This is a genomic window from Leptothoe sp. ISB3NOV94-8A (assembly GCF_043421595.1).
In the GTDB taxonomy this organism is placed as follows: Bacteria; Cyanobacteriota; Cyanobacteriia; order Phormidesmidales; family Phormidesmidaceae; genus Leptothoe; species Leptothoe turfae.
In genome coordinates this window covers 4,169,462-4,196,385 of record NZ_JAXSQW010000001.1, presented here as the reverse complement: position 1 = coordinate 4,196,385, position 26,924 = coordinate 4,169,462, and the positions used below count along the sequence as shown (strand labels likewise).

At 49.0% G+C, this 26,924-nt stretch carries 22 protein-coding genes and 1 other RNA gene; 8 read left to right on the top strand and 15 right to left on the bottom strand.

Annotated elements, in window-relative coordinates; all coding sequences use genetic code 11:
* Window positions 1–37: 37 nt before the first annotated feature.
* The 5 genes from SPB21_RS17650 to SPB21_RS17630 all read right to left on the bottom strand — a co-directional run bounded on the left by SPB21_RS17650 (window position 38) and on the right by SPB21_RS17630 (window position 7,160).
* Complete coding sequence (locus SPB21_RS17650; RefSeq protein WP_499867312.1) at window positions 38–1,171, bottom strand: hypothetical protein; 1,134 nt, start codon at window positions 1,169–1,171, stop codon at window positions 38–40.
* Complete coding sequence (locus SPB21_RS17645; RefSeq protein WP_499867311.1) at window positions 1,156–2,493, bottom strand: DUF58 domain-containing protein; 1,338 nt, start codon at window positions 2,491–2,493, stop codon at window positions 1,156–1,158. The genes SPB21_RS17650 and SPB21_RS17645 overlap by 16 nt, the downstream gene beginning before the upstream one ends.
* A gap of 3 nt (window positions 2,494–2,496) precedes the next feature.
* Complete coding sequence (locus SPB21_RS17640; RefSeq protein WP_499867310.1) at window positions 2,497–3,477, bottom strand: AAA family ATPase; 981 nt, start codon at window positions 3,475–3,477, stop codon at window positions 2,497–2,499.
* A gap of 154 nt (window positions 3,478–3,631) precedes the next feature.
* A complete protein-coding gene (locus SPB21_RS17635) occupies window positions 3,632–4,783 on the bottom strand; it encodes a hypothetical protein (protein ID WP_499867308.1) in 1,152 nt (383 codons plus the stop codon).
* Window positions 4,784–5,147: 364 nt separating this feature from the next.
* A complete protein-coding gene (locus SPB21_RS17630; protein ID WP_499867307.1) occupies window positions 5,148–7,160 on the bottom strand; it encodes a mechanosensitive ion channel domain-containing protein in 2,013 nt (670 codons plus the stop codon).
* A gap of 305 nt (window positions 7,161–7,465) precedes the next feature.
* Here SPB21_RS17630 and SPB21_RS17625 point away from each other — a divergent pair, with 305 nt between their 5' ends.
* From SPB21_RS17625 to SPB21_RS17615, 3 genes are all read left to right on the top strand, one after another.
* Complete coding sequence (locus SPB21_RS17625; RefSeq protein ID WP_250565463.1) at window positions 7,466–9,532, top strand: NAD(P)H-quinone oxidoreductase subunit 5; 2,067 nt, start codon at window positions 7,466–7,468, stop codon at window positions 9,530–9,532.
* A gap of 29 nt (window positions 9,533–9,561) precedes the next feature.
* Window positions 9,562–11,367, top strand: a complete 1,806-nt coding sequence (gene ggt, locus SPB21_RS17620; protein WP_499867306.1) for a gamma-glutamyltransferase — start codon at window positions 9,562–9,564, stop codon at window positions 11,365–11,367.
* Between the two features lie 296 nt (window positions 11,368–11,663).
* Entirely contained in the window at window positions 11,664–14,195 is a 2,532-nt protein-coding gene (locus SPB21_RS17615) for a CHAT domain-containing tetratricopeptide repeat protein (RefSeq protein WP_499867304.1), read from the top strand.
* 967 nt (window positions 14,196–15,162) lie between these two features.
* On the opposite strand, the gene ssrA is transcribed toward SPB21_RS17615, so the two are convergent.
* Window positions 15,163–15,555, bottom strand: a transfer-messenger RNA (tmRNA) gene (gene ssrA, locus SPB21_RS17610).
* A gap of 378 nt (window positions 15,556–15,933) precedes the next feature.
* Here ssrA and SPB21_RS17605 point away from each other — a divergent pair.
* Complete coding sequence (locus tag SPB21_RS17605) at window positions 15,934–16,353, top strand: hypothetical protein (protein ID WP_163670647.1); 420 nt, start codon at window positions 15,934–15,936, stop codon at window positions 16,351–16,353.
* Window positions 16,354–16,464: 111 nt separating this feature from the next.
* Here SPB21_RS17605 and SPB21_RS17600 read toward each other — a convergent pair whose 3' ends face one another.
* On the bottom strand, window positions 16,465–17,319 hold the full coding sequence (locus tag SPB21_RS17600; RefSeq protein ID WP_250565191.1) for an ABC transporter ATP-binding protein: 855 nt from the start codon (window positions 17,317–17,319) through the stop codon (window positions 16,465–16,467).
* 54 nt (window positions 17,320–17,373) lie between these two features.
* On the opposite strand from SPB21_RS17600, the gene SPB21_RS17595 reads away from it, so the two are divergent.
* Complete coding sequence (locus tag SPB21_RS17595) at window positions 17,374–17,685, top strand: hypothetical protein (RefSeq protein ID WP_163670645.1); 312 nt, start codon at window positions 17,374–17,376, stop codon at window positions 17,683–17,685.
* A 202-nt stretch (window positions 17,686–17,887) separates the two neighbouring features.
* On the opposite strand, the gene SPB21_RS17590 is transcribed toward SPB21_RS17595, so the two are convergent.
* The 4 genes from SPB21_RS17590 to SPB21_RS17575 all read right to left on the bottom strand — a co-directional run bounded on the left by SPB21_RS17590 (window position 17,888) and on the right by SPB21_RS17575 (window position 21,507).
* On the bottom strand, window positions 17,888–18,031 hold the full coding sequence (locus SPB21_RS17590; RefSeq protein WP_163670643.1) for a CAB/ELIP/HLIP family chlorophyll-binding protein: 144 nt from the start codon (window positions 18,029–18,031) through the stop codon (window positions 17,888–17,890).
* 165 nt (window positions 18,032–18,196) lie between these two features.
* Window positions 18,197–19,288, bottom strand: a complete 1,092-nt coding sequence (locus SPB21_RS17585; RefSeq protein WP_499867302.1) for a hypothetical protein — start codon at window positions 19,286–19,288, stop codon at window positions 18,197–18,199.
* 296 nt (window positions 19,289–19,584) lie between these two features.
* On the bottom strand, window positions 19,585–20,721 hold the full coding sequence (locus SPB21_RS17580; RefSeq protein WP_499867301.1) for an SPFH domain-containing protein: 1,137 nt from the start codon (window positions 20,719–20,721) through the stop codon (window positions 19,585–19,587).
* Window positions 20,722–20,949: 228 nt separating this feature from the next.
* On the bottom strand, window positions 20,950–21,507 hold the full coding sequence (locus SPB21_RS17575) for a phycobiliprotein lyase (RefSeq protein ID WP_163670637.1): 558 nt from the start codon (window positions 21,505–21,507) through the stop codon (window positions 20,950–20,952).
* A 214-nt stretch (window positions 21,508–21,721) separates the two neighbouring features.
* Here SPB21_RS17575 and SPB21_RS17570 point away from each other — a divergent pair, with 214 nt between their 5' ends.
* On the top strand, window positions 21,722–22,312 hold the full coding sequence (locus SPB21_RS17570) for a chromophore lyase CpcT/CpeT (protein WP_163670635.1): 591 nt from the start codon (window positions 21,722–21,724) through the stop codon (window positions 22,310–22,312).
* 12 nt (window positions 22,313–22,324) lie between these two features.
* Here the strand turns inward: SPB21_RS17570 and SPB21_RS17565 are convergent, their stop codons facing one another.
* Window positions 22,325–22,579, bottom strand: coding sequence for a hypothetical protein (locus SPB21_RS17565; protein WP_163671858.1), 255 nt, complete (start codon window positions 22,577–22,579; stop codon window positions 22,325–22,327).
* Window positions 22,580–22,639: 60 nt separating this feature from the next.
* Window positions 22,640–23,092 (bottom strand): DUF3531 family protein, encoded by a 453-nt coding sequence (locus tag SPB21_RS17560; RefSeq protein WP_163670634.1) that lies wholly within the window; start codon window positions 23,090–23,092, stop codon window positions 22,640–22,642.
* Window positions 23,093–23,215: 123 nt separating this feature from the next.
* Between SPB21_RS17560 and SPB21_RS17555 the strand changes: the two genes are divergently transcribed.
* Together SPB21_RS17555 and rsmG are read left to right on the top strand one after the other, a co-directional pair.
* Window positions 23,216–23,866 (top strand): ABC transporter ATP-binding protein, encoded by a 651-nt coding sequence (locus SPB21_RS17555; protein WP_163671857.1) that lies wholly within the window; start codon window positions 23,216–23,218, stop codon window positions 23,864–23,866.
* A gap of 52 nt (window positions 23,867–23,918) precedes the next feature.
* The gene (rsmG, locus tag SPB21_RS17550) at window positions 23,919–24,671 is read left to right on the top strand and encodes a 16S rRNA (guanine(527)-N(7))-methyltransferase RsmG (protein WP_163670632.1); all 753 of its coding nucleotides are present in this window, start codon (window positions 23,919–23,921) and stop codon (window positions 24,669–24,671) included.
* An 82-nt stretch (window positions 24,672–24,753) separates the two neighbouring features.
* Here rsmG and tatC read toward each other — a convergent pair whose 3' ends face one another.
* Window positions 24,754–25,515 carry a twin-arginine translocase subunit TatC gene (tatC, locus tag SPB21_RS17545; protein WP_163670630.1) on the bottom strand — a complete coding sequence of 254 codons (762 nt, stop codon included), beginning with the start codon at window positions 25,513–25,515 and terminating at the stop codon, window positions 24,754–24,756.
* A 108-nt stretch (window positions 25,516–25,623) separates the two neighbouring features.
* Window positions 25,624–26,904 (bottom strand): helix-turn-helix domain-containing protein, encoded by a 1,281-nt coding sequence (locus SPB21_RS17540; RefSeq protein ID WP_499867300.1) that lies wholly within the window; start codon window positions 26,902–26,904, stop codon window positions 25,624–25,626.
* Window positions 26,905–26,924 lie beyond the last annotated feature (20 nt).

Here is a 26,924-nt window from a genome sequence, read left to right as displayed (position 1 = left end):
GCTACGCCAACGACTTCGCTCAGGACAGGCCACCCATCTACCCTTGAGCATCCTGGCTGACAAGATAACTGTCTAACCAGGATTGGCTTAGGGACCTCAGCTGATTTCTCTCAGCAGCATCAATACCCTCGGGGTCAAAACGATAGCGATAATGCAATTGGATAATCGGTTTGAGTGCTTCTACCTGAGCAACAGATAGTTTTTCGGTAAGTCGTTCTAGCCAATGCTGTAGGTTCTCCGCAGGTCTGCGCCTGAGCTTTAATTGCTTGAAAATGTGTTCGATTTGGTAAAACTCTGAATCGATACCGGGGAGAGCCGATTGCGACGCTTGCATCCCAAAATCCACATTTGCAGCCAGCCTTTCCCGCCGTTTTTGCCTCCACCACCAGATCAGAAGACCGATAATAATCACAACAACCAGGAAAATTAGCAAAAGCAACGCCCTAGATTCAGGCTCTTGCGGTAATTGTTCCTGGATAGGCGCAAATAGTCTCTCCCCGAACCTCCATAAAATCAAGTCCAGGGGACTGCCTTGGTTTAGACCTTGAGAAAACCCATCACCTTGTCCACCCCCATCATTGAGCCAGCTATGATCAAACTGAATCCGACTCAACTGCCGATGGGCTAAAATCCCCAAAACTCCAGCCAAACATAGTAAACCAAGCCAAATCATTACCTTAGACTTCGCAGGCCGCAGGTAAAACAACAGTATGGCGACCAGCATCCAAGCTAAACCATAAAAGAGAACTCTATTTGCATTGACGGCACTGGCTGATAACAAACATAGGCCAAAGTAAACATAACAAAAGTCAAAGGAGGGTCGTTTCCATTGAATTCCTCGTTTGGCAAAGGAGGAATTCATGAAGAAATTTTGAATCTGTTGGGAAAGATTGGACGTGTAGACTTGCGCCAACATCAGTGGAAACAGTGCCAACGGCAGCAATTGCAGCATGCCCTGGAAAGCACCCGTGAGTTGGAGCGTCACCACGATCACGGAAATGCAGATAAACAAAACCCATACGGTTGCCTTTTTAGAGAGCGTCCAGCCCTTGGAGAACACCCGTCTCCCTTCGATGCACACAATCATCGGCACTGCCAGACCCCACAGCTCCGTTTGAAATCCCCATAGGCATAATGCCAAACTGCACAGGCTGGCTACATGGAATTGCATATCGCTTGCAGCTCCTGCTGAATGTGACCTAACGGTAACGGATAAACCCGCATTAAATGACTTTGATAATCGTCTAACATCGGCGATAGTGTGTTTTGATCACGGGTCACGATCAAAACCCAGGTGGGGATATTAACGGACTGTAATTGCTTAACCAATGTCTGGCGGGCCTCATCCCAGGTGAGAAAAATGCAGATGCAGCTGCTTAACAGCGGCAAACGACTTTGCATGATTGGTAACAACGAGTCAAAGGGCTTATCCTGACAGGGGACTACCGACGCTAACAGCTCAAGGATACGTTCTGTTTGGCCCAAACCTCGGCCCAGGGTAACGTATCCACCACCTAAGCCTGAAAAGATAAGGTCCAGTAAGGACTCCTGGTTTTGCATTTCACCAGCCAACGACGCGGCCACTGAGATCGCCTCTTCTAAAATTTCGCTAAATGACTCCGGTTGAAAGGTGTCTAAAACCAGAGCGTGATGCACAAAGTACTCGGCTTGTTCTTCTCGCACCACCGGTTTACCCAATTTAGCCCAGCTTTTCCAATGAACCTTGCGCGGCGAGTCGCCGGGGCGATAGTCGCGCAAGGACCAAAATTCTTCTGATTCTCCCACCGATAGGGCAAGCGATAAGCCTCCCGGTTGATACCCTTGACGTTCTGGCAGTTGAAACGACGGCACCGGGTAGCGCTTTGGCAAGATTAATACCGATTGGGGCAGGGGTAGTCTGACGCAGGCATTAAATAGGCCGAGCGGATCAGGGCAGGCCAGGGTCATGGTCTCAAACTGTAGTAACCCTCGTCGTAGGGGTGTAATCTCACCTTTGATTTCAGTTGTGCCCTGGGCTGCCAATACAGGAATCCCGACGGCAGGTGCGATCGCACGCTGAGCCTGATCAATTAATTTGCTCCATGACTGAGCATCCTTGCGGCCTGGACGGCTAATGTCAAGATAGTCTTCAAAGCTAGGAAATGAATGGGCAAACGCTTCAATCAGTCTCAGTTTCCTAAAATCCTTGCCAGTAGAATTCTGTACCGTTACTCGGTAGGGTAACGGCAAGCCTACCGTCCCAAAGCGCGGTAGCCGTCGCCTAACCTGAAACCGAGGCCGTGAAAAGGCGGTAGCCACCATAGACACAGTCAATAATAAGCAGGCCAGGGCAAACACCTGGTAAGACAAACTCTGCTGGGTATCCAGACCTGCCAGCCCAGCAATGATGGCAAACACTAAAACACCCACACCCAGCGGCGTAAATCGCCTTTTTAACCATTGCCGCAGGCTGTAGCCCAAACATCGAAATAGACGATAAAAGAAAAGATTCATGGCTCAGGCAGGCACAGGCGTCGCATTTAAGATGTCTTGAATCACCGCATCGGCTGTTTGGCCCGAAAATCGGGCCTGGGGTTCGAGGACCAACCGATGGGCCAGGACTGACAGCGCCATCTCTTGTACCTGCTCGGGCAAAACAAATTCGTAACCATCAAAGAGGGCAAGTGCCTGGGCCAGTTTCATTAAGGCAATGGCTCCCCTGGGGCTAGCCCCTAGCTGTACCCCTTCTGCTTGGCGGGTGGCCCCGACAATATCAATGATGTAACGCTTGAGTTCATCGCTGACTCGGATTTGCTGCACCTGTTGCTTGAGGGTAAAAATAGCATCTCGTGAGAGACAGGGTTTAACCTGGACAATGGGATGTTGCTGGAGCTGACTTGCTAAAATCTCCATTTCTTCTTCTGGAGAGATATAGCCCAAACTAAACTGCAGGGCAAACCGATCCATTTGGGCTTCTGGTAAGGGATAGGTGCCTTGGGCTCCCACCGGATTTTGGGTAGCAATTACAAAAAAAGGTGGGCTTAGCGTTCTCAGGGTGCCATCAATGCTGACCTGAGATTCTGCCATGGCTTCCAGCAGCGCCGATTGGGTGCGGGGAGAGGCGCGATTCACCTCATCTGCTAGAACAATATTGGCAAAAATAGGGCCTTCGTGAAACTGAAAGGACTGTTCGATGGGGTTTAAGATTGAGACGCCCAAAATGTCAGAGGGGAGCAAATCAGGCGTAAATTGAATTCGCTTGAAGGAAACATCGACGGAAAAAGCTAGCGCTTTGGCCAGTGTGGTTTTACCCGTGCCAGGGTAGTCTTCTAGCAGCACATGCCCGCCACTGATAAAGGCGGCCAGCAGCTTACGCACAGCCCCAGTTTGCCCTTTCACCACCTGCTGAATATTCTCGGATAAACGGGTATAAATTTCTTGTCCAGAAGCTTGGCTAGAAATAGTATTTGAACCTGAATCTACAGTCGACGATTCCATAGCTGGGTCCTTGGTGTCCATGACTCAAGATAACCGAAACTTTGGAATTAAGGCACTGAGGAATGTGCGTTCAAAGGAGTACCCCTAAGGGGCATATGCAAGGCCATTCAACCCTTTGCTATGCCACTTTTTAAGCTGGTGATGACAATGGTTTCTAGGGTGATTCTTGTAAGCCGTCAACTACCGCGTTTTGTAACTCCTCTGCCTTTTCTTCAGCTGCCTGTTGCACCGCTTCTGATAGTGTAGGATTCTCGTTGATTTCTCTTAAAGCTCTAACTGCGTGGTCCCTTACAGTGCCATCGGCAACATTGCCAATCCTAAAGATACTGTCGATAAATTCCTGTGCCTTTTCGTCTGAAGTGGCATTCAAAACTAACGCTCTCGTACTATCAATCAAAGAAGTCTGACTGTCAGTTGGGTTAGTTGTTTGTATTTGACTAAGTGGGGCTAGATCATCTGGTAATGATGGTTCTATTGCTTCAGGAGCAATATCCAATGTTTCAATATCATTAATAATACGATCATGGGCAACCTCTTCTAGATTTTCTGCCTGTTGAGTGGTTTCTCTTACTTTCTCTTCAAGTACGGTTTTCTCTTCATCTGCCCTGATCAGCTTGGCCTGTGACATGGCATTTTCTTGAAATACTGTAATCACAGAAGGGAAAAAGAGGGCAAACATTAGCGATGTCGCTGCTAGCTTTGACTTGTTGTTCGCCTTTTCCGGTGGGCCATCCAAGCTAAGAATGGTGCCGATAAAGCCCACTACTGCCCCTAACAAAATGCTAGAAGTTACTAAGATTAAAAACTCTAAACCAGCCCCCAACTGAATAGATGGAACAAAGTCATGGACGACGCTTTCTTCTGTTGCCGTTTGTTGCTCCTGAGTGTTAGATACGCTGTCATCTTCTGCTTCTAAACTTGGCTCAATTTGTTCTGAATTCTCTTCACTGTCCTGTTCTTTTGCAACTGTTTCGGCCTGTGCTGAAGTCTCTGTGCCATCTTGTGTGTCCATTGCCTGGGCATTGGCTGTAGCCATGAACGACCCCCCCTCCTGGATCAGCCGCAATGCAACGCTACCTAGACCACCAAACATCGCTGGTACCACCACATATCTGACTGTAACGTTATTACTCAACGTGCTATTCAGCTTATGGGTAGCACTATTCACTACGTGGGAGGCAGTATTGGATAACTCAAAAATCTCTGGAGGGGCAGCCAGATTTGTCTCAGGTATAAGCGTGTTTGGTGGTTCAGTCTTGCCGGTTTGTGGGTCTAAGGGGGGGAGGGCAAGAAATGCGGTATACATGGTGATTTTGTCCGAGGGGCGATGGGCATCTGGCAAGTTATTCAGTTTACCTCAGCCATTTTGCGGAGTGTTTTTGCTGTGGAAGTGCGAAATGGCAATATCTGCGACTTTTCTACAAAGGTGATTGTTTTTTGTGTAAAAGCGGCGCGGTTATTTTGTCGTAGTCGATATCCTTCAATATGTGAACAATACTGTGGGTTGATCCATGGTGAAATGGGCTGCTCAGGGCTTTCCTCCCCAAAACCCTCCTATTCATATAGCCCGATTCAAAATGGATAATCCTGTAGGGGCTGTGCCTTGTGCCAGCCCTGAGACGCGATAGCTATCAGTCAGGCTCTTGTTAAGGGGTATGTTTTTGTCAGATTTATGGTTCATCTTCGTAAAACCGATAAAATAGGTATTCGTCTTTGAAGGGATGTTCATCGGTGACATGGTGAAATATGCCTTGTTCTACTAAGGCCTGGCCGATCCTGACGGCGGCTTCTCGGGTGGCGTTTTGTGTTTTGGCTAGCCACGTTACGGCTTCACTGCCAATAAAACAATTGGGATACACCGTCAATCGGAACCGACGATTCTGAATATTTAACCCATCCTCCGAGCGCATCTGTTTTACTAAACGCTCCAATAATGCATCTTGTAAACGCTGCTGATTTTGTAACAGGCTGGAAAAATCTCTAACATCCGCCAATAAATCGGAGGTTTTTAATCCCTGGGGCTGTTTTTCTTCCTTTCCTAAGGCGGCTGGAGTTCCTGCTTGAGATCTCTGTTGTGCCCAGATAGTTGTATCCCACTGGGGAGAACGGATGTTTAAATCTCGTTGGGGGAAGGGGATCTCGATGTTGTGGCGACGAAAATTGGCTTCGAGCATGTAATAAAGGTCACTCTTGATATCGAATTGTAGGCGTGGGTCCCGAATCCATACCAGTACATCAAAATTGAGGGCGCTGTCACCAAAGCCTAAAAATCGTAGACGGGGCTGGGGATATTGCAACACGCTCGGATGCGCTCTTGCTACCTCCATCACTGTCGTATGTACCTGTCGAATATCTGAGTTGTAAGCCACTCCCATGGGCAAATGAAGTTGCGATACTGGATGCCCATGGCTCCAGTTGATTACCTTGTTTTCCAGTAGCTGTGCATTCGGCACAATGATCGACACGCGATCTAATGTGCGAATTTCCGTACTGCGCACGCCAATACTTTCAACGGTTCCGGCCAGGTCGCCCAGGTTAATAAAGTCTCCCACCTGAATCGATCGCTCAAAGAGCATCATCCAGCCGCTGACCACATTATTGGCAATATTCTGTAGACCAAAACCCAGGCCAACACCGAGCACACTGGCAAGAATGGCTAAGGCGCTGAGGTCAATGCCTAATACCTGCAGAATCAAAAAAAGGCCAATGCCTGTGAGGATGGCCTGCATGAGTGTGGCGATCGCATCTTGTACACCCCGATCCGGTATCGCCGCCTGCAAAAATCTAGACTTGACTGCCGATGTGACAACCCGCACCCCAATCCACAGCGCCAGGGTGAGCAAGACCACATTAAATAAACTGACCAGGGAATACCCTTGGCCGTCAATGTCAAATAAGGGGTCGGTAAATGTCCGTTCTAAAAATTGAAAGATGCGATAGCGGATAGACCGGGCTACAGGAAATAACTCACATACATAGATGCCAGCGGCTAGCCATACCAAAAATCGGGCACCCAGCAATGATGGCAAAATCCACATGGGTAGTCTGCCCTTGCGGGTCTGCCGTCGCCAGAGCCAGCGGCGGATGTTGTAGAGGAGCACCCAAGAGAGGAGTGCGATCGCAACCACTCCCACACTTACCCAGGCCATTTTTCGCTGATAATCAGGCTGCCGTTCTTTCTGGGCTCGATCCAAAGCTACTTGCAAAATCTCAGCCCACAGCTCAGCCCGCTCTTCGGGTAGCACTCCAGCCATCAGATCGCCACTGGTCACCGTGAGCAAATGACGACCGTTAGCCCTGAGCGTTACTAGACCATCGCGTTCTCGTGTCCGCACTCGAATCGGTGCTGGTGTTGGCTGCTGATCAGCATTGTCAATCACCTGCCATAGGGCCTGGTTCGCAAAAACGGCTCGTTCCTCGGCACTGATATCTTCAATGCTGCGCAGCTGGAACAACACCCGACCATCAATAACAACATCAGCTTTTTGCGCCATTGGTTGCGTCCCTGTTTGCGCCATGATCGGCAACGCTAGGATGTTCGCCAGCAGCACAAGGGTGACGATAGCAATGCGGAAAAAATATTTAACCCAGAGGTTACGGTGTGTCCACCTACCCCATTGCCCATTGCCCATTCCCCATTCCCCTGTTCGCTTCACCCTCCCTCCCCATCGCCAATGACCCATTGGGCTTTATCAATCCTTGTTGTGAACTTACTCATCCAACATCAAGAAACCTAAACCATTCAGCGATGTCGTAAAAAATAACCTTTTTCTCAGGATCGCAACCTTGTTCAAACCCGCTTAAACAGAAGCCCTCGTTTTACTTGCGTTGTACCAATTTGAGTGATTGATTGCTCAAGGAAAAATCAACGTCCTGTAAGAAAGGTCCGTCAGAAGTTGGATAATAGTCCAGCTCTCATGTGTAAGAATGTAGGCGGTTTTGCCAACTCTAGCGTGTGGGGCAGGCACCAAAAAAACTTATGGAACCCTTGGAATCTCTTTATTCATATGCATGGCTCATCCCAGTACTGCCACTCCTCGGTGCAGCTATTGTCGGTGTGGGTCTAATCAGCTACAGCGACGCTACAAGCAAGCTGCGTACCCCTAGTTCAATCTTTATCGTCAGCCTGGTTGGGGTGGCGATGGTGATGTCATTCGGCATCCTCTGGAGTCAATGGAATGGTCACGAGCCCTACTCATTTATGTTTGAGTGGGCTTCGGCGGGCAGCTTTAAGCTGCAGATGGGGTACACCATCGATCATCTGGCTGCACTGATGCTGGTGATTGTGACCACCGTGGCCTTTCTGGTGATGGTATACACCGACGGCTACATGGCTCACGATCCTGGCTATGTCAGGTTTTATGCATACTTGAGCCTGTTTAGCTTCTCCATGTTAGGGCTGGTGATGAGTCCTAACCTGCTACAGGTTTATGTATTTTGGGAACTGGTGGGCATGTGTTCCTACTTGCTCATCGGTTTTTGGTATAACCGCAAACCAGCTGCTGACGCTTGTCAGAAAGCCTTTGTCACCAACCGCGTAGGTGACTTTGGGCTGTTGCTGGGTATGCTCGGCATTTTCTGGGCCACGGGTAGCTTTGACTTTGACATTATGGGTGAGCGTTTGACCCATATGGTGGAAGTTGGCAGTTTACCGGGTGTAATCGCTGCTTTATTTGCGATTCTGGTCTTTATGGGACCCATGGCCAAGTCGGCTCAGTTCCCCTTACATGTGTGGTTGCCGGATGCGATGGAAGGCCCCACACCCATTTCTGCCCTAATTCATGCTGCCACCATGGTGGCAGCTGGGGTGTTCTTGATTGGCCGCATGTATCCGGTGTTTGAGGAAATCCCTGTAGCAATGACAACCATTGCCTACGTGGGGGCTTTCACCGCCATGATGGGGGCCACAATCGCCATTACGCAAAACGATATTAAGAAAGGTTTGGCCTATTCCACCATGTCCCAGCTGGGCTACATGGTCATGGCCATGGGTGTGGGTGCTTACAGCGCTGGTCTATTCCACCTGATGACCCACGCTTACTTTAAGGCCATGCTCTTCCTGGGGTCTGGCTCTGTGATCCACGGTATGGAAGGTGTGGTTGGCCACAACCCCACCTATGCCCAAGACATGCGTCTGATGGGTGGTCTGCGTAAATATATGCCAGCTACAGCCACTACCTTCCTAATTGGTACCCTGGCGATTTCCGGTATTCCTCCCTTTGCTGGTTTCTGGTCTAAGGATGAAATTCTGGGTTCCACTTTCCAGGTCAGTCCTTTCCTATGGGCCATTGGTTGGTTAACCGCCGGTATCACTGCGTTTTATATGTTCCGTATGTACTTCTCCACGTTTGAAGGGGAATTTCGCGGGACTAACGGTGACATCAAAGAGCAACTGCGCATTGAGAATCTCCAGAGTATGGGCGCTTCCCTCGGCCCTGGTGCCATGAGTACTCAGGAAATGCCCATGGCTGCAGAGGACCACCATGACGATCACCACCATGCGTCTGAGCCCCATGAGTCACCGATTACGATGACTCTGCCTTTGATTCTCTTAGCAGTGCCTTCGATTCTGGTGGGTCTGGTGGGTACGCCCTTTGGCAATTACTTTGAGGCGTTTATTTCTGCCCCTGGTGAAGTGGTTACTGTTGCTGAGCTGGCGGAAGAAGTAGACCTGCATGAGTTTGCTGTGATGGCAGGTAGTTCTGTGGCGATCTCGGTCGTGGGTATTACCTTAGCGGTGTTGATGTATGTGACGAAGACGATAGATGCGGGTGCGATCGCAACCAAGATCAAACCCCTTTACAACTTTTCCCTCAACAAGTGGTATGTCGATGACATCTACGAAGTGGTCTTTGTCCAGGGCAGTCGCAAAATTGCTAAATTTGCCCTTACCATGGACGTCAAACTAGTGGACGGTATCGTTAACCTAACTGGCTTCGTCACGCTGATTACAGGTGAGGGGCTGAAATACCTGGAAACCGGTCGTGCCCAGTTCTACGCTCTGATTGTGTTTGGAGCTGTGTTGGGATTAGTTCTATTGTCAGGTTTGACCTAGGTTGAATGCGGGAACCTCTATTTAATCCCATGAACATTCGTAGGGGCGTTGTATACAACGCCCCTACGAATTATTTGTGGTTGTGGTGTTGTGCCATTTGTCTGGTATTGGTTTTTACCTATACCAGTTTTGCCCAGTCTGGGGGTAAAGTTCCTGTGGCCAATGGTGCTGGCGGTGCGGTGGCCTCAGTTGATGAAGCTGCCAGTCGCATTGGCATCGAGGTGCTACGCCAGGGGGGGAATGCGGTGGATGCGGCTGTGGCAACCGCTGCTGTCCTGGGGGTAACTGAGCCCTTTTCCACTGGTATCGGTGGCGGTGGCTTTATGGTGATTTACCTCCATGACCAGGACCGGATGATTACCCTGGATGGTCGTGAGGAAGCTCCAGCGGCAGTAACCGCTGATTTGTTCCGCGATCCAGAAAGTCCCACAGGGGAAAATTTACCGTTTTTCCCAAATCGCATAAGTAGCGGTCTGGCCGTCGGTGTGCCAGGGACGCCACTCAATTGGCAAACGGCGCTGTCTCGCTATGGCACCCTATCCCTGGCAGATGCGTTGGCTCCAGCGATTGAGCTAGCGGAGTCTGGCTTTACCGTGGATGAAACATTTGTTCAGCAGGTAGCCCGTAACCAGGAACGATTTGAGGCATTTACCTCTACGCAGCAGTTATATTTGCCAAACGGCGAACCGCCAGCCGTTGGTTCACGGTTTCAGAACCCGGACATGGCCAAGGCCTATCGCTTGCTGGTAAACCAGGGCGTTAATAGCTTTTACCGAGGTGACATTGCCCAGGCGATTGTGGAGACCGTACAGTCACCACCGACCGTCAATGAGCCTCCATTTACTGTGTACCCTGGGGCGATGGATCTAGGCGATCTAGACCGCTACGAGGTGCGGGTAAGACCGCCCGTGGTTAGTGACTATCGCGGCTATCAGTTTTATGGCATGGGGTTACCTAGTAGCGGTGGGATCACGGTAGCTCAAACGCTTAAACTGCTGGAGTCTAGCGATCTGGGCAGCTTAGATCGCAGTCAGGCACTGCATCGGGTGATCGAGGCGGAAAGACTGGCATTTTGTGATCGCAACGCCTACCTTGGCGATCCTGAGTACGTAGATGTTCCCGTAGCCGGGTTGCTCAATGCCAATTACATTGCCAGTCGCCAGCTTCCGGACAGGGCTGCTGAACCCTGTACCACACCTGGTAATCCGCTACCCTATCAAACCGACCCTAGCCCCAGTCTCACCCAAGCACCTAAGGTAGCAGTTACCAATGGCCAAGAAGGGCTATCGACAACCCACTTAGTGACTGCCGATCGGTTTGGCAATGTTGTTTCTTATACCCTAACCATTGAATCTACCGGTGGGTCTGGGATTGTCGTCCCTGGCTATGGGTTTATCCTCAACAATGAACTCACAGATTTTGACACGACTGTGCCCCACCCCAATGCGCCAGAACCGGGTAAACGACCTCGCAGCAGTATGTCTCCCACCATTGCCTTTGCTCCGGATGGTCGAATTTTGGCCTTTGGGAGTCCCGGTGGTTCCACTATCATTACCACTGTCGTTGGCATCGCTACCAATTTAATTGATTTTGATTTATCCTTGCCTGAAGCCATTGGCGCTCCACGCTTCTCCCAACGCAATGGCAGTACCACCACCATTGATCAAGGTGCAACTGCTAATGTGAACTTACTTGAACAGTTAGGCCATCAGTTTCGGACGGTGGAGGAAATTGGGGCGGCTACTGGTGTAGAGGTATCGCCTGATGGCACTGCGATGCAGGCTGTTGCGGAACCCAGGCGACGCGGAGGTGGTTCCGCCATGGTTGTGAATTAAACTTTGGAATGGGTTACCCTATGGAATGCCGAATACATAGGATGCCGAATACATAAGATGCCGGATACATAGCAGTCCTCAATCATTGGCGATGACAAGTGTATCGGCTGATAGTTGTCTATCCGATGTGGGCACCAAAGCCATGTAGACAGTTAGATAACTGCATCTTGTCGGGGCATCGTATCCATTTCGACACGTTATGGTGGTTTATTGGGGATACTAAAACGGCCTAGGGGCGTCAGGGGTATCAGATAGAAAGCAAAAATTAAACGTAACAGGGACGCGATCTGCTAACAGTGCTCCAAGAGTTTGACATATCAATTACAGCCGTCGGTGATAACCGCTACCTGGTGCGCACAGAGCAAGTTGCGCCAGGTGTCCCCTTGGCGCAAGAACAGTTTCACTGGCCCATTGATAGCTGGCTAGCAGAGGCATCTAACCTGATGCATGATCCGTTGCTAGGGATCCTCAAGGGCGAGTCGAGTCAGCGCTGGGCATTTCGTTCAAATGTACATTCTTCTTCAGACGGTGATGATGATTCGTCTGGCAGTCAGCCACCAACCCTCGTTAGTCTAGGCCAGGCTCTTTATAACAGCGTCTTTGATAAGGCCTTACGCGATAGCTGGTTGACAGCCCAAGGGATTGCCCAACATCGCCGTTCTCCCCTGCGGCTGCGCCTTGGTTTAAAGGGGGAAAAGCTGCAAAAGCTCCCTTGGGAAGTCTTACATGCAGGCGATCGGCCCCTGGGGACTGGTACCGATGTCACATTTTCTCGTTACCATCTAGGCCGACGCCAGGGATATGACCGTCCGGTGGCAACGGTGCCTGATTTTGATCAGCCTCTGCGCGTCCTGATGGTGATTGCTGCACCCAACGATCAGGATCGTTTAGAACTGGCCCGTGAAGCTAATCACCTGAAAAATGAGCTGCATCCCTTATCAATGCGTTCTGGAGATGACTATAACTTGCTGCCAAAACAGCAACTGGACGTGCAGCTGACAGTCTTAGAACAGCCTGACCGCAGTGAACTGACCCAGGCGTTAGAACATGGTCGATACCAGGTGTTGCACTATGCCGGCCATAGTAATTTAGGCAATGCTGGTGGCGATCTTTATCTTGTCAGCCGCCAGACAGGACTCACTGAACGCATCAGCGGTGAAGACCTAGCAGGGCTGCTTTCCAACAATGGTGTGAAACTAGCCGTTCTCAACTCCTGTCGGGGAGCCTATTCCCAGGGCCAAGGCTCTGAGTTGGGTTGGCATGAGCAAAACCTGGCCAATGCCCTGGTCAATCGTGGCATTCCTGGGGTGATTGCTATGGCCGAGCGCATTCCTGACGATGTGGCCATTACGTTTACCCGCTTGCTCTATCGCAACTTAAAGCAAGGCAATCCCATCGATTTATGTCTTAACCGTACTCGCCAGGGGCTGATCTCGGCCCACGACTCCAACTATAGCTATTGGGCACTGCCAATTTTATATATGCAGCCTGGGTTTGATGGCTATCTTGCCAGTAAACCTGGTAACCACAACAGTGCCCTTGATAAGTTGTTGAGTGAGTCTGAGACTGCTTTAGCGGCATTGGAAGAACACCCCCCTAAGGCGGTTGATGCTGCTATTGTTGTGCCAAAACGCTCAGCGACAGATCCTGATGCTCTAGAAAATATAGATTTAGACAGCGTCGTTGAAACGGTAGAACTTGAGGAAATCCTTGATTACAACGAAGAAGACGTTTCGACAATGACGGAACTGGTAGAGCAGCTGTCTCAAGCGTCAACGTCTGATGAAGTGCCACTAGCGGAGGTCGATGAATCACTGCTGCCCGAAACCCTAGAAACGCCAGGGTTAGATCTCCATGATCAACTACCCCAAAAGCCAGACTCGCCCCCCCTCGCTGAGTCAGATGATGGGGCTAGCATCTATGACCATGGCGACGATGGTACAACTTATGGGGCGAAACTTCCCGAAGACAATGTGCCTCAGTTGGTTGAGCGTAGTGTTAAAGATCAAGCTTCAGGACGGCGCAAACGTCAGCTTGCCATTGGTATTGGTGCTTTAGCCGCTACTATTGCCGTTGCTGGTGTGGGTATTAACGATCCCTTTAAGTGGTTTGAGCCGCCATCCTCTCAACCCACCACGACACCCCCTTCATCTGAGTTGCTGGCAATTAGTGGCATCGCCAGTGGTAACCCTGAAAGTGCGGTCATGGCCATTAATGAGATGGCAGCGGTGGGTGACCAAGATAAGGCTCTCAATCAACTGCTGGCTTTAGGCCAGATTGAAGATCCTGCCTTGTTGTTTTCCAAAGGACAACTACAGTGGGCGTTAATGAATCAAAACCCCTCTATTGATAATTCCATCGGGCCTGCAGAAGCAGCAAGGTCATGGAAAGATGCTTTGAACGCACAGCCTGACTGGCTAGATGCTCAGGTTGCCTTGGGGTTTGCTTACTATGAAAGTGGTTTTTGGGAAGATGCGATCGCAACCTGGAAAAATGCCCTAGGTTCAGGGCAAGACTATGACATTCCCATTGTCACCCTGGGGCAGATTCCTCAAGATGTCGATCTTCAAAATGCGCCTACTAAGCTGCATGCACAAATTGGTTTGGCCATGGCTTACTATCAACAGTCCAAGCAGGGATTAACAGATGATGATAGCTTGCCATTGTTAGCCACTGCTGCTAGCCATTGGCAAGATGTGATTGAGTCGGCTGGTGACGAAGATGTCACCAACCATCTATCATTCCACTGGCTATGGTCTCAAAAAGCGTTACAAGATTGGCAAGAAGCCCGACAAAAAATTGCCAGCTACATCAGTCAGGCAAATTAAACATTTCGACCGTTCAAACTGGTCTTTAGATTTGAATTAATAAGTAGACAGTATTGGGCAAATAACTTGGCAACCTAAAGGCGTCTGCTGATACTTTCACAAATGCCTTTAGGCTGCATAGAACAAATTATTTTGTCAGAAAGTTTTGACATTAAGTCAGTAAGTGATGTCAAAAATTAAACAATGTTGTTTGGTTGTTTTTTCCCTTGCAAGTAAAGGATTTTTGAAGGCTGGATTAGTTAAGTTTTCCATGCTGACGATATTCTTTTTCCCAACACCGCTCTAAATGTTGGATCTTATGTTGTTGCCAAAACTTGAATGGACTAAAGAATGTTTTGTGATCAGAGCTAAAAACCGGTTGTTGGAGGTAAGGCCAAAGGGGGAATTTCATTATTGAGCGACTCAGCAAAACAAACGAGAACAGTAACTGAAGACCAGATAAGGATCAGATACAGATAAACAACAGTATTTGAAATAACACACCACCTATATGACCTAAGTCTATTGATTAGACAATGACTTGACCACTCAAAATACTGTTTGTAAACCTATATCTAAACTGATAACTTCAAGGTTTCTTACTATCTTTACTATCTATAATCTTCGACTGGAAGCCTTTCTCCTTCAGTATAAACACCTCAGTTTTTAGCAACTAGGCTTGTTCCAAACTTGGAAAAATACTTCACTCAGCTTAAAGAAAAAAAATAGTGAAATCTAATAGGTAGCACCCTAGGCGATCATCATAATCGCGTTAATACATATACATGATAGGTAGATAGATATAGCCCCTAGAAAGATCCCTCAGAGCAATCCCTTAGCAGAATCTAAACACTCAATCCTAGGAGCATTTAAAGATAGGAAAAACTGCCGTTCCTGATTTAGGGATAAATCAATCTGTAAAACTTGCCGATAGCCTAAATTTGACAGATTAAAATCACCGCCAGGGACAACACACCGTCGAAAAAATTAATGGAGCTGACGGGAGTCGAACCCGTGTCCGCCCTGAGTAATAACACGCCACTCATTCACAGGCTTAGCCTATCTAACCCTCTAGGCGGGAACCGTTCATTATCCCGAACGGTGGGATGCTCTAGTAAAGGTCTTTGTTAGGTTGCTCACTAGAGGAATTAACCTAACGCATCCGTTGGGGTTAAGCTTATCATCCTTAACGGAGTCAAATGATAAGCGCTCGAACCTGAAAGAGGTGTTTAAGCGGCAGCTACAGCTACTTGCTTACGAGCAAAAGGTACGATGTTGTTTGCATCTGTATTTAGTTGAGTCTTGATTTTCGAGAGTGGACTCACTCTCGGCCTGTATCACAACGCGACTTTCGTCAAAACGTCGAAACCGTTACAGCCCCCTGATGACAACCTCAGTTAAAAATTAACGTTTGGTAGCTTAAGAGCACCTCTAATTTTAGCTCGGAATTTCTACTTTGGCGACCGTTAGTTAACAAACATTCCAAAGCTTTAGCGGCAGTTGACGAATAGAGATTTATGGGATTGATTAGCTTTAATAAACTAAAGCGGCTGTTTTTTAACTTATAATTATTTAGTATTTAGATATTTGTACCACTAGAGCTTTACAATGCCCTGATGCCTCATGGGTTTTTGCTCAGTGACTTGCAGGGTATTCATTGGTGGTATCAAGGTCTGGCGTTCAGTTTTGAGAATGCCTAGATCGTTAGCCAAATGAGTTCCACAGGAATACTTTAACTAGTAGAAGGGGTTATAGGGTTATGAGCAGCGACGCACCGGAAACCACTGGTACAACGACTCAAAAATCTAGTTCTTCGAGTAGGACCCAAAAGAAGACTACATCTGCTGCTGCCAAGAGCGGCGGCATAGTTAAGGCTGAAAAGCCTGACATTATTGTGCTAGAAGATAATACTCGCGTTGTTGAGACAAACACATTGCCTAACAATCGCCCCATCACCGTTAGTGATGTGAAGGTAGTGCACAATCTTTCTTCAGCAGGTGTTCGTCCAGTAATGGAGGATAACTTTGAGGTTGCTAGCACGGATCATCTACCTGGTCATCGTCCTGTGGCGGTGAGTACTTTGGTGGTTTCTGACCTAGATACTCTGCCTGGTCATCGTCCCATTGCGTCTAATGATATTGACGAAGATACCTCCGTATTGATGGGCTATTTGGATTAATAGAATTTATACGGTGTAGGGGGCGTTCCATGGAACGTCCCCTACATTATTGATTATTTGGTTGAGGGATGACTTATGGGGTCATCCCTCTTTGTGTTTAATGGGATTGAACTAGTCCAGATTATGGCCGGTCAGCTCAACGAAAATATCTTCTAAGTTGGAGGGGCGAGTCATCATGCCGGTCTTATCAGGCTGTTGGTCCAAATAGCGATTGGCGTCTTGGAGGGTGGGGAAAAAGGTATAGTTCCAACGGTCGTCAGTTTGTTTGATAACGATGCCTTCGCCGTGGTTAGAGCGCAGCTCCGCCAACGTGCCCATTTCGATCAGCTGCCCCTGGTCCATAATGCCGATGCGATCGCACAGATACTCAACCTCTTCCATATAATGCGTGGTTAGTAGCATCGTCACCCCCTGCTGCTTGTTCAGGTCGAGGATAATTTCCCATAGACGGCGACGAGTTTGTGGATCTAGGCCCACTGTAGGCTCATCTAGGAAGAGAATTTTGGGCTTATGTAATAGGGCGCGGGCAATTTGTAAGCGTCGTTTCATGCCGCCTGATAGGGTTTTTACCTTATCATCACGGCGTTCAGATAGTTCCACATAGGCCAGCCATTGATCAATATCGCGCTGCCGTCGTGGGTTGGGTAAATGGTGCATTCTGCCGTGGAATTCCATATTTTCCCAGACAGACAGATCCCCATCAACGCTAGTTTGCTGTAGTACCACGCCAATTTGACGACGCACCTCGGCTTTCTGCCGTTGCACATCATAGCCAGAGACAACAATGTCTCCCTGGGTGGCCCGAGTCAGGGTGGTCACCATGCGAATTGTGGTGGACTTACCTGCACCATTAGGTCCAAGCAGACCAAAGATTTCACCCGGTTGAATCGTCAGTGATAGATCATTGACCACACAGGTGTTGTTATAGACTTTGTGAACGTTACGCAGGCAAACAGCCGCCACCATGGGATGTTTTAGAAGAAATTAAGGTATGGATACAGTTGTAGAACATTGACCCCCATGAGAGCAAAGATCAGCAATCAAGTTTTATTTATCTATCAGGACGATGTGCCCCCCTACAAAAAGAAAGGATCCGTCGTCCGCAATAGCTATTTTTGGGCCCTCAAGTCCATTGCTGATCGCGCTGGCTTTAGTCACGACTGGGAGTTCGATGAAACAGTGTGGATTGCCCTGGCCCGTATGCTGATGTCATTTACGGAGTCAGGCTACCTAGGATATCGGGAGACGATCTTGGAGTTTCATCCCGATGATCAAATTCCCCCTGAGCTGAAGGCCGTGGCGACTTGGGCAGAATTGGAGGAGGAAGAATAAGTTTGAAGTTTGAGTTGGTGACCTTTATCTTCGGTCTTTCGGCAAAAGCATAGATACTTCAGAACTCAGAACTCAAAATTCAGAACTCAGGCACTTCCGACAAAAAAAGGACAAGCCAAAGCTTGCCCTATAGTTCTCTGACTGTACAAAAAAAGACTGATACTGGAGATATCATCTTTTAATGACCTGTTTAATCTCAGGTTTACATCAAGCCCAACTGGGATAGGATGCCCTGACCAGTCATTAGCTCAGTAGCTAGACCAATGACAAAACCTAGCATAGCCAAGCGACCATTCCAGTTTTCAGCGATCTGAGTAAAACCAAACTTTGCGTTCTCTTCAGTCATGATTCCAAGTCCTTCAAGCGAAACGTTAAGGTGGGTTACACCTTGTAACTAAATGTTAAACACTATTTTTTGAATCGGCAATGGGTGTTTGAAAAAACTTGGATAATACTTAAGTCAAGGGTTAGAGATGTTTGTTATGAACCATTGATTCGGTTCAATGGTCGGTTATCCGTTGGCGGCCACAAGAACGATTATGAGAATCAGGATTGCGATCGCGATCACTAGTGCCACTTTCCATGTTGCTATAGGACGATCGCCCATCACGTTGCCTGTTTGGGCATTGATCAACACCTGATAGGTTTTCCCTCCATAGCGATAGCTGGCCATCCACACGGGTAGCAAAATGTGTTTAAACGTTTCTTGAGAGTAGTCCGTCGATACTGAATGAATGCGTTGTTCATCGCCACCAATATCAGAGCGGATATCACTGCGGATAGGCTCTGTCATGATCGCCTTAGCGAGCTCAAACCCTTCTTTTACTGGAATTGCATGCCGCTGTGCCTTAAAGCCTGCCAGGTACTCAGCGCTGTAGGGCTTGAGTTGGGATACTGCCAGGGTGGGCCATAGTTTCCGCAGTTTTTTGTCGCTAATGGCTTTAGTGGCTGGCACCAACACATCATCAAAAAATCTAGACACACGCCCTGAGGCTGAATACCAGCGGGTATGTTGAACTTGGCGAGTTTTAGTTTCTGACTCACCGTCAGCGTTGGTCGTCGTATAAGTCTCGGTTTCGTAGTAATGCTCGCCCCGTTCACCCCGATAGCGGCTGTTTGTTTGGGCATCATAGGTCCAAAACGGTAGATAAACGCCGGTTAACGCTTTATTTTGAGCTAGCTCCTTGAGCTTTCCAGGCAAGAATATGGCCTTCAGGTCTTTCCAATCCCAACGAAACGCTAGCCAGTCTCGTAGGTTTTTTAGGGCCACCTTGCGTCCCACGGTAAAGGGCACCAAACCCGATGGAGCCAGGGTGGGATCAGCCGCATGACTCTTCTGGGTAACAATGCTGGTGGCACAGAAGGGACATTTCCCCGCCACATCAGGTGGTTCAAAGGTAATGGTGGCTCGGCAGCCCGGACAATTAACTTCCTGGGCTGTGGTTGCTAACTGGGCAATGTGCGTGCGGTTTGTTTCAATGAATGCCGCTAAGTCATGTTCTTGTAATGTGGCACTGAGCTTCGTAGCCGTTACCTCTGGCATCGCTTCGGCGCGACCGCAGTAGGGACATTGAAGTTGCCCAAGATTGGGGTCAAAAGCCATGTCTGCCTTGCAGCCAGGGCATTTATATTGGTTAACGGAGGTTGTGGGCTCCATTGGGAAGTGGCGAATAGGGAGTAGGGAATTGGGAAAACGCTTTCGTGAAGTTATCTAGTAAGAAATTTGCTAACAAATTCTCCTCCTTGGAGAGTGCAGGGGTGTGTGCTCAGCCGTTATTGCTCAATGTCGATCACGTGTCGATCCAAGCTATTCCTTGGAAGCAATGTTCGCTTCATGGAGAGATTTTTTTGCCTGTTAAGAATCTGTAAGGGTCCCAGGAGAGGGCTTATGGGGTGAGGCTAAGCCCCCGGTGGCGGTGGTGGCACACTGCTCAACAATGCTTGTAACTCAGGTACCGTATTGGCCATTTGCCAGCCAGCCATGCCCTGTTTCCACACATTGGACTGAGCCGTTAATCCATTGGCCAGTAGCTGGTCTTGGGCATAAGGACCAAAATTTTGACCGTCTCGGGTGATATACCAGACAGCGGTTGGCATGGGTGGCGGTGGTGCAGCGGGGGCCGGTGGTGCAGCGGGGGCCGGTGGTGCAGCGGGGGCCGGTGCAGTTGGTGCAGCTGTAGCTCTTGGATTCATGGCATTGGCAATCTGCTGACCCATGGCGATGCCGACACCGAGGTCAAGGCCAGGGCTAGCTCCAGCCGGATTTTTAGCCGATTGCTCGATGGCATTAGCGGCCTGGTATTGGGTATATTGCTGCATGTTGCCCAAAATACCGATGGAGGCGCGCTTATCAAGGGCAGCTTCGACTTCGGGGGGGAGTGAAATATTCTCGATGAGTAACTGGCGTAACTCTAAGCCAAACTGCTCCATATTGGGCTGCATAGCTGCGCGCACTTGTTCGCCCATGGCCTGATAGTTGGCGGCCAGGTCAAATAACGGTGTTTGATCCTGACCGACCCAACTAGCAAAGGCTGACACGATCATGTTGCGTAAATGATCGCTGATTTCGTCAGTTTGGAAGAGGCCATCGGTGCTGATCAGCTGCTCTAGCAATGTGCGAGCATTATTGACCCGCATCGTATAGGTACCATAGGCTCTCAGACGCACTGGCCCCAACTCGGGATCACGGATAGTAATGGGATTAGCTGTACCCCATTTTAGGTTGGTAAAAATCTTGCTATTAAAAAAATAAACCTCAGCTTTAAATGGAGAGTTAAAGCCGTATTTCCAGCCCATCAGTGTCGTTAGGACGGGCATATTCTGGGTTTCTAGGCGGTAGCGGCCCGGCTCATAGATATCGGCGACCTGGCCTTCGCCCACTAGAATCGCAACTTGACCGGGACGGACTATCAGCTGCGCCCCCATTTTGATTTCATTCTGAAACCGTTCAAAGCGATAGGCAATAGTGTCTTGCGATGGATCGAGCCATTCGATAATGTCAATAAACTCGGCCCGAACTTTCTCAAATAAGCCCACTGTGCGCTCTCCGTAGCGAAGATGTATCTGTTCTATAAGAGTTACCCCAGCTTTCCCGGTAGCTTGGGTAATTTTGTTTAACTGTTATAGAAATCAATACACCTTCATTTGTTCCGGTTCCGTAAGTCACCAGAGCAGTGGGTTTTGAGGGCAGTTTTGAGGGCAGGCTATGGGATCGAGAATAAAGTTCACATCTGGATCCCATAGCCTGATTTCTATCTACGTGCTTTAAGCCCCCTTTTGTTCAACGCCGAAACCTACTAAGCCCAATGTTTCCAGGGGTTGACCTGTCGGTGGTCGCAGGTAGTTGAGAATGCGTCGAATCCGAGTTTGGGGATTGATTAGGGTAATGGAGTCGACTGAAACCACCCGAGTGTAATTGGTGGTCATCAACAGTTCGTTTGTGTTGGTGTCGAACCGAAAGTGGGAGATGATGGGACGGGCTTCTTCATAGGCGCGATCGCGAAGATAGTCGCCCTCTAAAATATGACCAGTTTCCGTGTGGGTGACAAAGAGCAAATTCAGACTTTGAGAAACCTTTTCGCCTTTTTCCGACACCGTATTAAAAGCAAGGCGAAAGCCCGGTAACGCATCTAGATCCTTAACGTCACTGTAGGCATTGTCAGACAGCACCTTAGTCTTAATCTCTGACGTGATTGGCGATACTTGAAAGTCAGTGTGGGAACGCTCTACTTCGTTTTGAGTGAGATAGTGATAAGTACGCTCTGTGGACCAACTACCAACACAGTGGTCAAAAAATGTATGAAAAACTGAGCGAAGCTCCATGGGGTTGCTCTTAAGAGGATTTTATCTTTTCATAATAAATGGCAAAGTCGCATCAATGCTTAGCCTGAGAGAATCCTTATGCTTGGTAGTCTGGATGTTATCTGGACGTCATACGTCATCTGACCAGAAAACTGAGCCATGGGTATGTGACTTGTCTCTGTTGTCCGTGCTGACGCCTCTTCGTTAGAGAATTCAGCTACTAATCCCTGCTTATATGTCTCACCCAACCGATATTTGTACCTTGCTCAAGTGGATGGCTGCTGATTTTAGTAACCAGGCCCAAGCAATTGAAAATCCTCCCTTTTTTGCCCATATTCGGGTGTGTATGCGCCCGTTGCCATCAAACTTTTTGTCAGGGAATTGCTTGTATCTTGAGCAAGCATACGACTTCATGTTGGGGCAACCTTACCGGGTTCGAGTGCTGCGTTTCCTACCGCAGGACGATCACATTTTGCTTGAAAATTATTCCTTCAAAGATCAGGAGGCTGTTATCGGGGCAGGGCGAGACCTGGTGAAATTGGCTACATTAACGGCGGACCAGCTTGAAAAAATGACAGGTTGTGACATGACTGTACGCTGGACCGGCCATAGCTTTATTGGTAAAGTCGTGCCAGGCAAAAATTGCATAGTCGTCCGCCAGGGCAAGACTAGCTATCTAGATAACGAATTTGAGATTACTGACGATAAGCTCATCAGCTACGATCGAGGTCGTGACCCAGAGACCGATGAGTTACTATGGGGCTCCATTGCCGGACCCTTTGAATTTGAGAAACGCCAGCGATTTGCTAATGAAGTAGTGGTTTAGGAAGAGGTCGCCCTACTTCACTGTAGTGGGTTGTTTAGCCAAGATAAATTCCAGAAAAGCGTAGGTTGTAGCCGTGTCAAATCGATAGGTTTTGCCTTCATAGTCCACAATGTATTCACCCTCAATTTCACCACAGGCCGTACAGGTAAATGCTTTGGAGGACAGAGCATCCACGCTGAGATCGCGAATACGTTTGGTGAGCCATTGGTTTAACTGGCTAAAGACCGGGGATTCTAGGCTAGCTTGACGCTGGGCTGCATTGTCCATGATAGATGTTCTTTGAGAGGGCACTGTCATTATGACTGGTGAAGCCTACCCAGTATCGATTTAATGCATTGCATCGACAAAGTCAGCATGTTGATCACGGGGGATAGGCCAGTCTTCGTTTTCACCGCCGATGTAGACGCGATTGATATTGATATAGTCTTTGCTGAACTGTTTCAATGTGTTTACCAATACATCTAGAGCCAGGGCATCGGTGGTGCCCAAATCAAACCAGCAGCGAGCCCAGGTGCCTTCGAATTGGACTTCAGACATATTATGCATAACCGACATTAGGCTGTTTTCAGCACCATCGTTGTCGTAGTCCATGTAGCTGATTTCGTGGCCACCATCTTGAACTTGCAAGTTTTCAGCATTAAAGCCACCTAATTTGCCCAGGAAAAACCATGAGTCAAAAATTTCTTCGATATACTGTTGTTCCATGGCGGAGGGAACATTGTCGAGCTCTAGCCAAATCCACAAATTGAAGAAGTCGCACTCGCGAAAGCGAATTTCCATAGCGTCAGTTTCATGATTCTAGGTATATAGAATAGCAAGCTCTTTGAACCTCTACGTTTTTCCTAAATCCCTGCGAGGGGGAAACATTGGCTATAGTGTGAGATGGCCTTTCTTGTTGCCCTAATGCTCACCCTTGATAATGTTTCCTACCATCCGGCGGCTAGTGTAGCGCCTATTCTGAAGCATATTTCATTTACTCTAGAACCCCAAAAAATGGGGCTGATCGTGGGGCCAAGTGGTTCGGGAAAGAGCACGTTATTGGAAATTTTAGCGGGATTGGTGTCTCCGTCTAAGGGCACGCTGCATTGGCGCAATCAAGAACTTCAGCCGGAAACACTGCAACAGTTGGCCGGTTTAGTGTTTCAGTTTCCAGAGCGTCATTTTTGTGGGCATACCATCCTGGAAGAGTTGCGCATTGGTCATCCTGAACTCGGGTCTGAACCCGTTGCCAAGACCCTGGATTCAGTCGGTCTTGGTGAAATTGGGTTGCAGACTGCGCCCCATGCCCTCAGCGGTGGTCAGCAGCGTCGTTTGGCTTTAGCTGTACAGCTGATTCGACAGCCCTATTTGCTGTTGCTGGATGAGCCAACGGCTGGGCTGGATTGGTCGATGAAACAGCAACTCATTGGCTTACTGGCAGAGCTCAAAAAAAACTGGAGTTTGCTGGTGGTGTCCCACGATGCTAGTGATTTAGCCCATTTGGCAGATTACTGCTGGTCATTGCACAATGGAGAGCTGGTTAATCAGCCATTAGAGGCGGCTCCAGTTGCGTGAGTCGTTGGGTTGGGTAAACCCAATAAATTAGGGGAATCAGGGGAATCTAGGAATGACGGAAACCGTAGCCACATTACCCGGCAACGATAAGATATGGCAGGAAACATTGCAGTGGCAGCCCTCTGAGGCACAGCAGGCCTTGTTTGATCAGTTATATCGAGGCGTTGTTGAGGGTAATCGTCAGGTGAACCTGACGCGAATTACTGAGCCGGACGAGTTTTGGGAAAAACACTTGTGGGATTCCCTCAGCGCTTTGGCCCCGTGGTATGAGCCTGAAAAGCCGGACTGGTTGCCGACCGTAAAGCGGATAATTGACATTGGTACGGGGGGCGGATTTCCTGGAGTGCCGGTTGCGATCGCACGTCCCCGATGGCAAGTCACCCTTCTAGACTCCACCCGCAAAAAAATTGCCTTCCTGCAAACTTTGTGTGAGCAACTGGGGTTAACTAATACAGCCTTTTTGACCGAGCGAGCAGAAACGGTGGGACGGGATCCGCATCATCGTGCCCAGTACGATTTGGCAATGGTGCGAGCAGTTGGTCCAGCCTCTACCTGTGCAGAATATGCGTTGCCGCTGCTCAAAAAAAGTGGGTTTGCCGTCCTATTTCGTGGTCAGTGGACTGCCGAAGAAGAGGAACTATTCATGGGAGCTTTGGACACCCTTGGTGGTGAGCTAGTAGCCATTTGTCCATGGGAAACACCGCTTACCCAAGGGCTGAGGCATTGCCTGTATATAAAAAAGGTTGAAAAGACCGATAAAGACTTTCCAAGACAGGTAGGAATGCCTGCAAAACAGCCGCTATAGGCCTTCAATCTGTCCGCCCTATAGCTCTCTCTCCAGTATGACTAGGTAAAGACAGGTTCAGGGCAACATGCCCACTGCCTATCTACTTACCAATTGCTTTGACCACAAGAATGCCGCCAAAGTACAAAAATAGAACCGCTCCGGCTAATAGGCTTTGAGTAATGGGGTCAGTTGAGGGGGTCAGAACCGCCCCAAGTACTACGGCCCCCAACAAAACAGCACGCCAACCCTTGAGCATAGTTGCGGAGTTGACAATTCCTAAGACTCCCAACATGAATTGGATTACGGGTATCTGGAAAGCTAAGCCAGTACTAAAGAGCAACAGCAGCACAAACTCAAAGTAACGGTCGATGGACCACAGCTGTTCAACAACGCCCTCGCCGTAGTTAATAAAGAAGTTTAGAGCGGCAGGAATTAGAGCAATGTAGGCAAAAAAGATGCCGACGACAAAAAGAACGCTAGAGCCTAGAACGATAGGACCTACCAGCCGCCGTTCTCGCCGGGTCAGTCCAGGTAGGACAAATAGGGCAATTTGATAAAGGATAAAGGGACTAGCAACTAAAATGCCGCTGTAGCCAGCTACCTTAATGGAGACAAAGAAGTACTCACCGGGGGAAAGCTGTAGAAATTTAGCTCCCTGGGCGGGAATCTCTAGAAGTTCGACAATGCGGTTAACAACACAAAAACAGCCGATAACACCGATCAAAACACTGATCAACGAATAAAAAATGCGCATTCGCAGCTCTTCGAGGTGGTCGAAGAGGGACATTTCTACCTCGTCAGGCATTTCGTCGAGGTGGTCAATCTGCTCAGTGGGCTCTACCGTCTCTAGGTTGGACGTCATGGGCTACAGTGCCAGTACTTTATGTAGATTGTTTTCTATTGTATCGCTGTGCTTGTACTGCGTCTGTGGGAATCCCCCGTGGAAGCTAACCGACAGAGGGTTGCTGCGTTATTCTGCTGCGACCTCAAAGGTTAGGAACTCTGCGCCCCCCGGATTCCCAGCGGGTTTGGGCTCGCTACCGTTGGCAGAGATGAGGGCTGCACCAGCATTGCCAACATTCATCGTAATGGATGTTTGGCCTTCCCACGTTTCGCTAGTGCCAGGATCCATCAGTCCTTCAAAAGCAAGTTCGCCATCAACCACAATGCTCATCCAAGAAGGGCCTGCTTCAGTGATTTCTACCTGGAGATTAACTGGGGCATCACTCGTTGCAGGTTCGGGATCTGGCTCGGAGTCTGGCACCGCTTCAATTTCGGGAGCGGTCTGGGCGATAATTTCTGGCTCAGTGGTGGTTGTTTCAGCTGTTTCCGGCTGTTGGTTAGAACCACCGCCAATGATTCTGGGGCCAATGAGTGCGATCGCACCCACTAGCACCGCCGCACCGATCCCCAAGGGCAACCAGTTAACGCCAGAAGACGTAGTATCGTTGACCAGACTAGACGCTATGGGCTCAGCAGGCTCAACCGGCATAGCGCCCACTGATGCAAGCTCTTCTGGTGCAGAGGGAGATGGTGGAGGGGCTGCTTTCGATAGAGATGGATCTGTCTCTTCTGGAGTTGGAGTAAATGGAGAACTTTGCAGCGGTTTAGAGTCTTGAGCTTGAGTCGCAATTCCATCGCCTAGGGTATTGTGCTTGAGCCCCAATGATGCTAGCTCGCTGTCATCCATGGGACCGGGATCTAAGGGGCCGGGATCTAAGGTGAAATCCTTAGGGGGACTGGTGACAGGAGGGGGACTGGTGACAGGCTGAGCAGGGGCAATTTCCTCGGCAGTGGCTTGTGCAGACGTCGCTTTTTCTGGCACCCCTACACTTCCCATCACAGGAGTGGGCTCACTCTTAATCGGTAGAGCGCCTATCTCTGGGCTAGGCTCTTTGGCTGCTGGAATTGGTGGCTTTTGGTCGATGTTCTGATAAGACATATCGACCTGGGCCGCTGGCCGAGGGACGGGCCGAGGGGTATTAGGGATGGAGTGAACTGGAAACTGCTTAGAAAAATTAGTTCCGTCTAACCCTAAGGCATCTGCATAACGACGGATAAAGCCTTGAACAAAAATTGGCTGAGGTAAATCGGAGGTATCACCGGTTTCTACGGCTTTGAGCAATTGAGCACGGATGTAAGTCTGTAGGGAGATATCTTCCAAGGATTTTCCCTGCTCCTGGCGCTTTTCTTGCAGGTAAGCGCCAAGTTGACTCAGTTGCTGCTTTTGAACGGTGCTATAGCTAGTCACGTTACTCTGCTAATTGTGAT

Excerpts from the sequence above, each read along its gene's own strand:
- SPB21_RS17600 (WP_250565191.1), bottom strand. The coding sequence starts at position 17,319 with ATGGTGGCGGCTGTTTGCCTGCGTAACGTTCACAAAGTCTATAACAAC.
- SPB21_RS17575 (WP_163670637.1), bottom strand. The coding sequence starts at position 21,507 with ATGGAGCTTCGCTCAGTTTTTCATACATTTTTTGACCACTGTGTTGGT.
- SPB21_RS17630 (WP_499867307.1), bottom strand. The coding sequence starts at position 7,160 with ATGGGTCATTGGCGATGGGGAGGGAGGGTGAAGCGAACAGGGGAATGG.
- SPB21_RS17585 (WP_499867302.1), bottom strand. The coding sequence starts at position 19,288 with ATGGCTTTTGACCCCAATCTTGGGCAACTTCAATGTCCCTACTGCGGT.
- SPB21_RS17650 (WP_499867312.1), bottom strand. The coding sequence starts at position 1,171 with ATGCAATTCCATGTAGCCAGCCTGTGCAGTTTGGCATTATGCCTATGG.
- SPB21_RS17640 (WP_499867310.1), bottom strand. The coding sequence starts at position 3,477 with ATGGAATCGTCGACTGTAGATTCAGGTTCAAATACTATTTCTAGCCAA.
- SPB21_RS17565 (WP_163671858.1), bottom strand. The coding sequence starts at position 22,579 with ATGGACAATGCAGCCCAGCGTCAAGCTAGCCTAGAATCCCCGGTCTTT.
- SPB21_RS17635 (WP_499867308.1), bottom strand. The coding sequence starts at position 4,783 with ATGTATACCGCATTTCTTGCCCTCCCCCCCTTAGACCCACAAACCGGC.
- ggt (WP_499867306.1), top strand. The coding sequence starts at position 9,562 with ATGAACATTCGTAGGGGCGTTGTATACAACGCCCCTACGAATTATTTG.
- SPB21_RS17570 (WP_163670635.1), top strand. The coding sequence starts at position 21,722 with ATGTCTCACCCAACCGATATTTGTACCTTGCTCAAGTGGATGGCTGCT.
- SPB21_RS17555 (WP_163671857.1), top strand. The coding sequence starts at position 23,216 with ATGCTCACCCTTGATAATGTTTCCTACCATCCGGCGGCTAGTGTAGCG.
- SPB21_RS17595 (WP_163670645.1), top strand. The coding sequence starts at position 17,374 with ATGAGAGCAAAGATCAGCAATCAAGTTTTATTTATCTATCAGGACGAT.
- rsmG (WP_163670632.1), top strand. The coding sequence starts at position 23,919 with ATGACGGAAACCGTAGCCACATTACCCGGCAACGATAAGATATGGCAG.
- tatC (WP_163670630.1), bottom strand. The coding sequence starts at position 25,515 with ATGACGTCCAACCTAGAGACGGTAGAGCCCACTGAGCAGATTGACCAC.
- SPB21_RS17645 (WP_499867311.1), bottom strand. The coding sequence starts at position 2,493 with ATGAATCTTTTCTTTTATCGTCTATTTCGATGTTTGGGCTACAGCCTG.
- SPB21_RS17560 (WP_163670634.1), bottom strand. The coding sequence starts at position 23,092 with ATGGAAATTCGCTTTCGCGAGTGCGACTTCTTCAATTTGTGGATTTGG.
- SPB21_RS17605 (WP_163670647.1), top strand. The coding sequence starts at position 15,934 with ATGAGCAGCGACGCACCGGAAACCACTGGTACAACGACTCAAAAATCT.
- SPB21_RS17590 (WP_163670643.1), bottom strand. The coding sequence starts at position 18,031 with ATGACTGAAGAGAACGCAAAGTTTGGTTTTACTCAGATCGCTGAAAAC.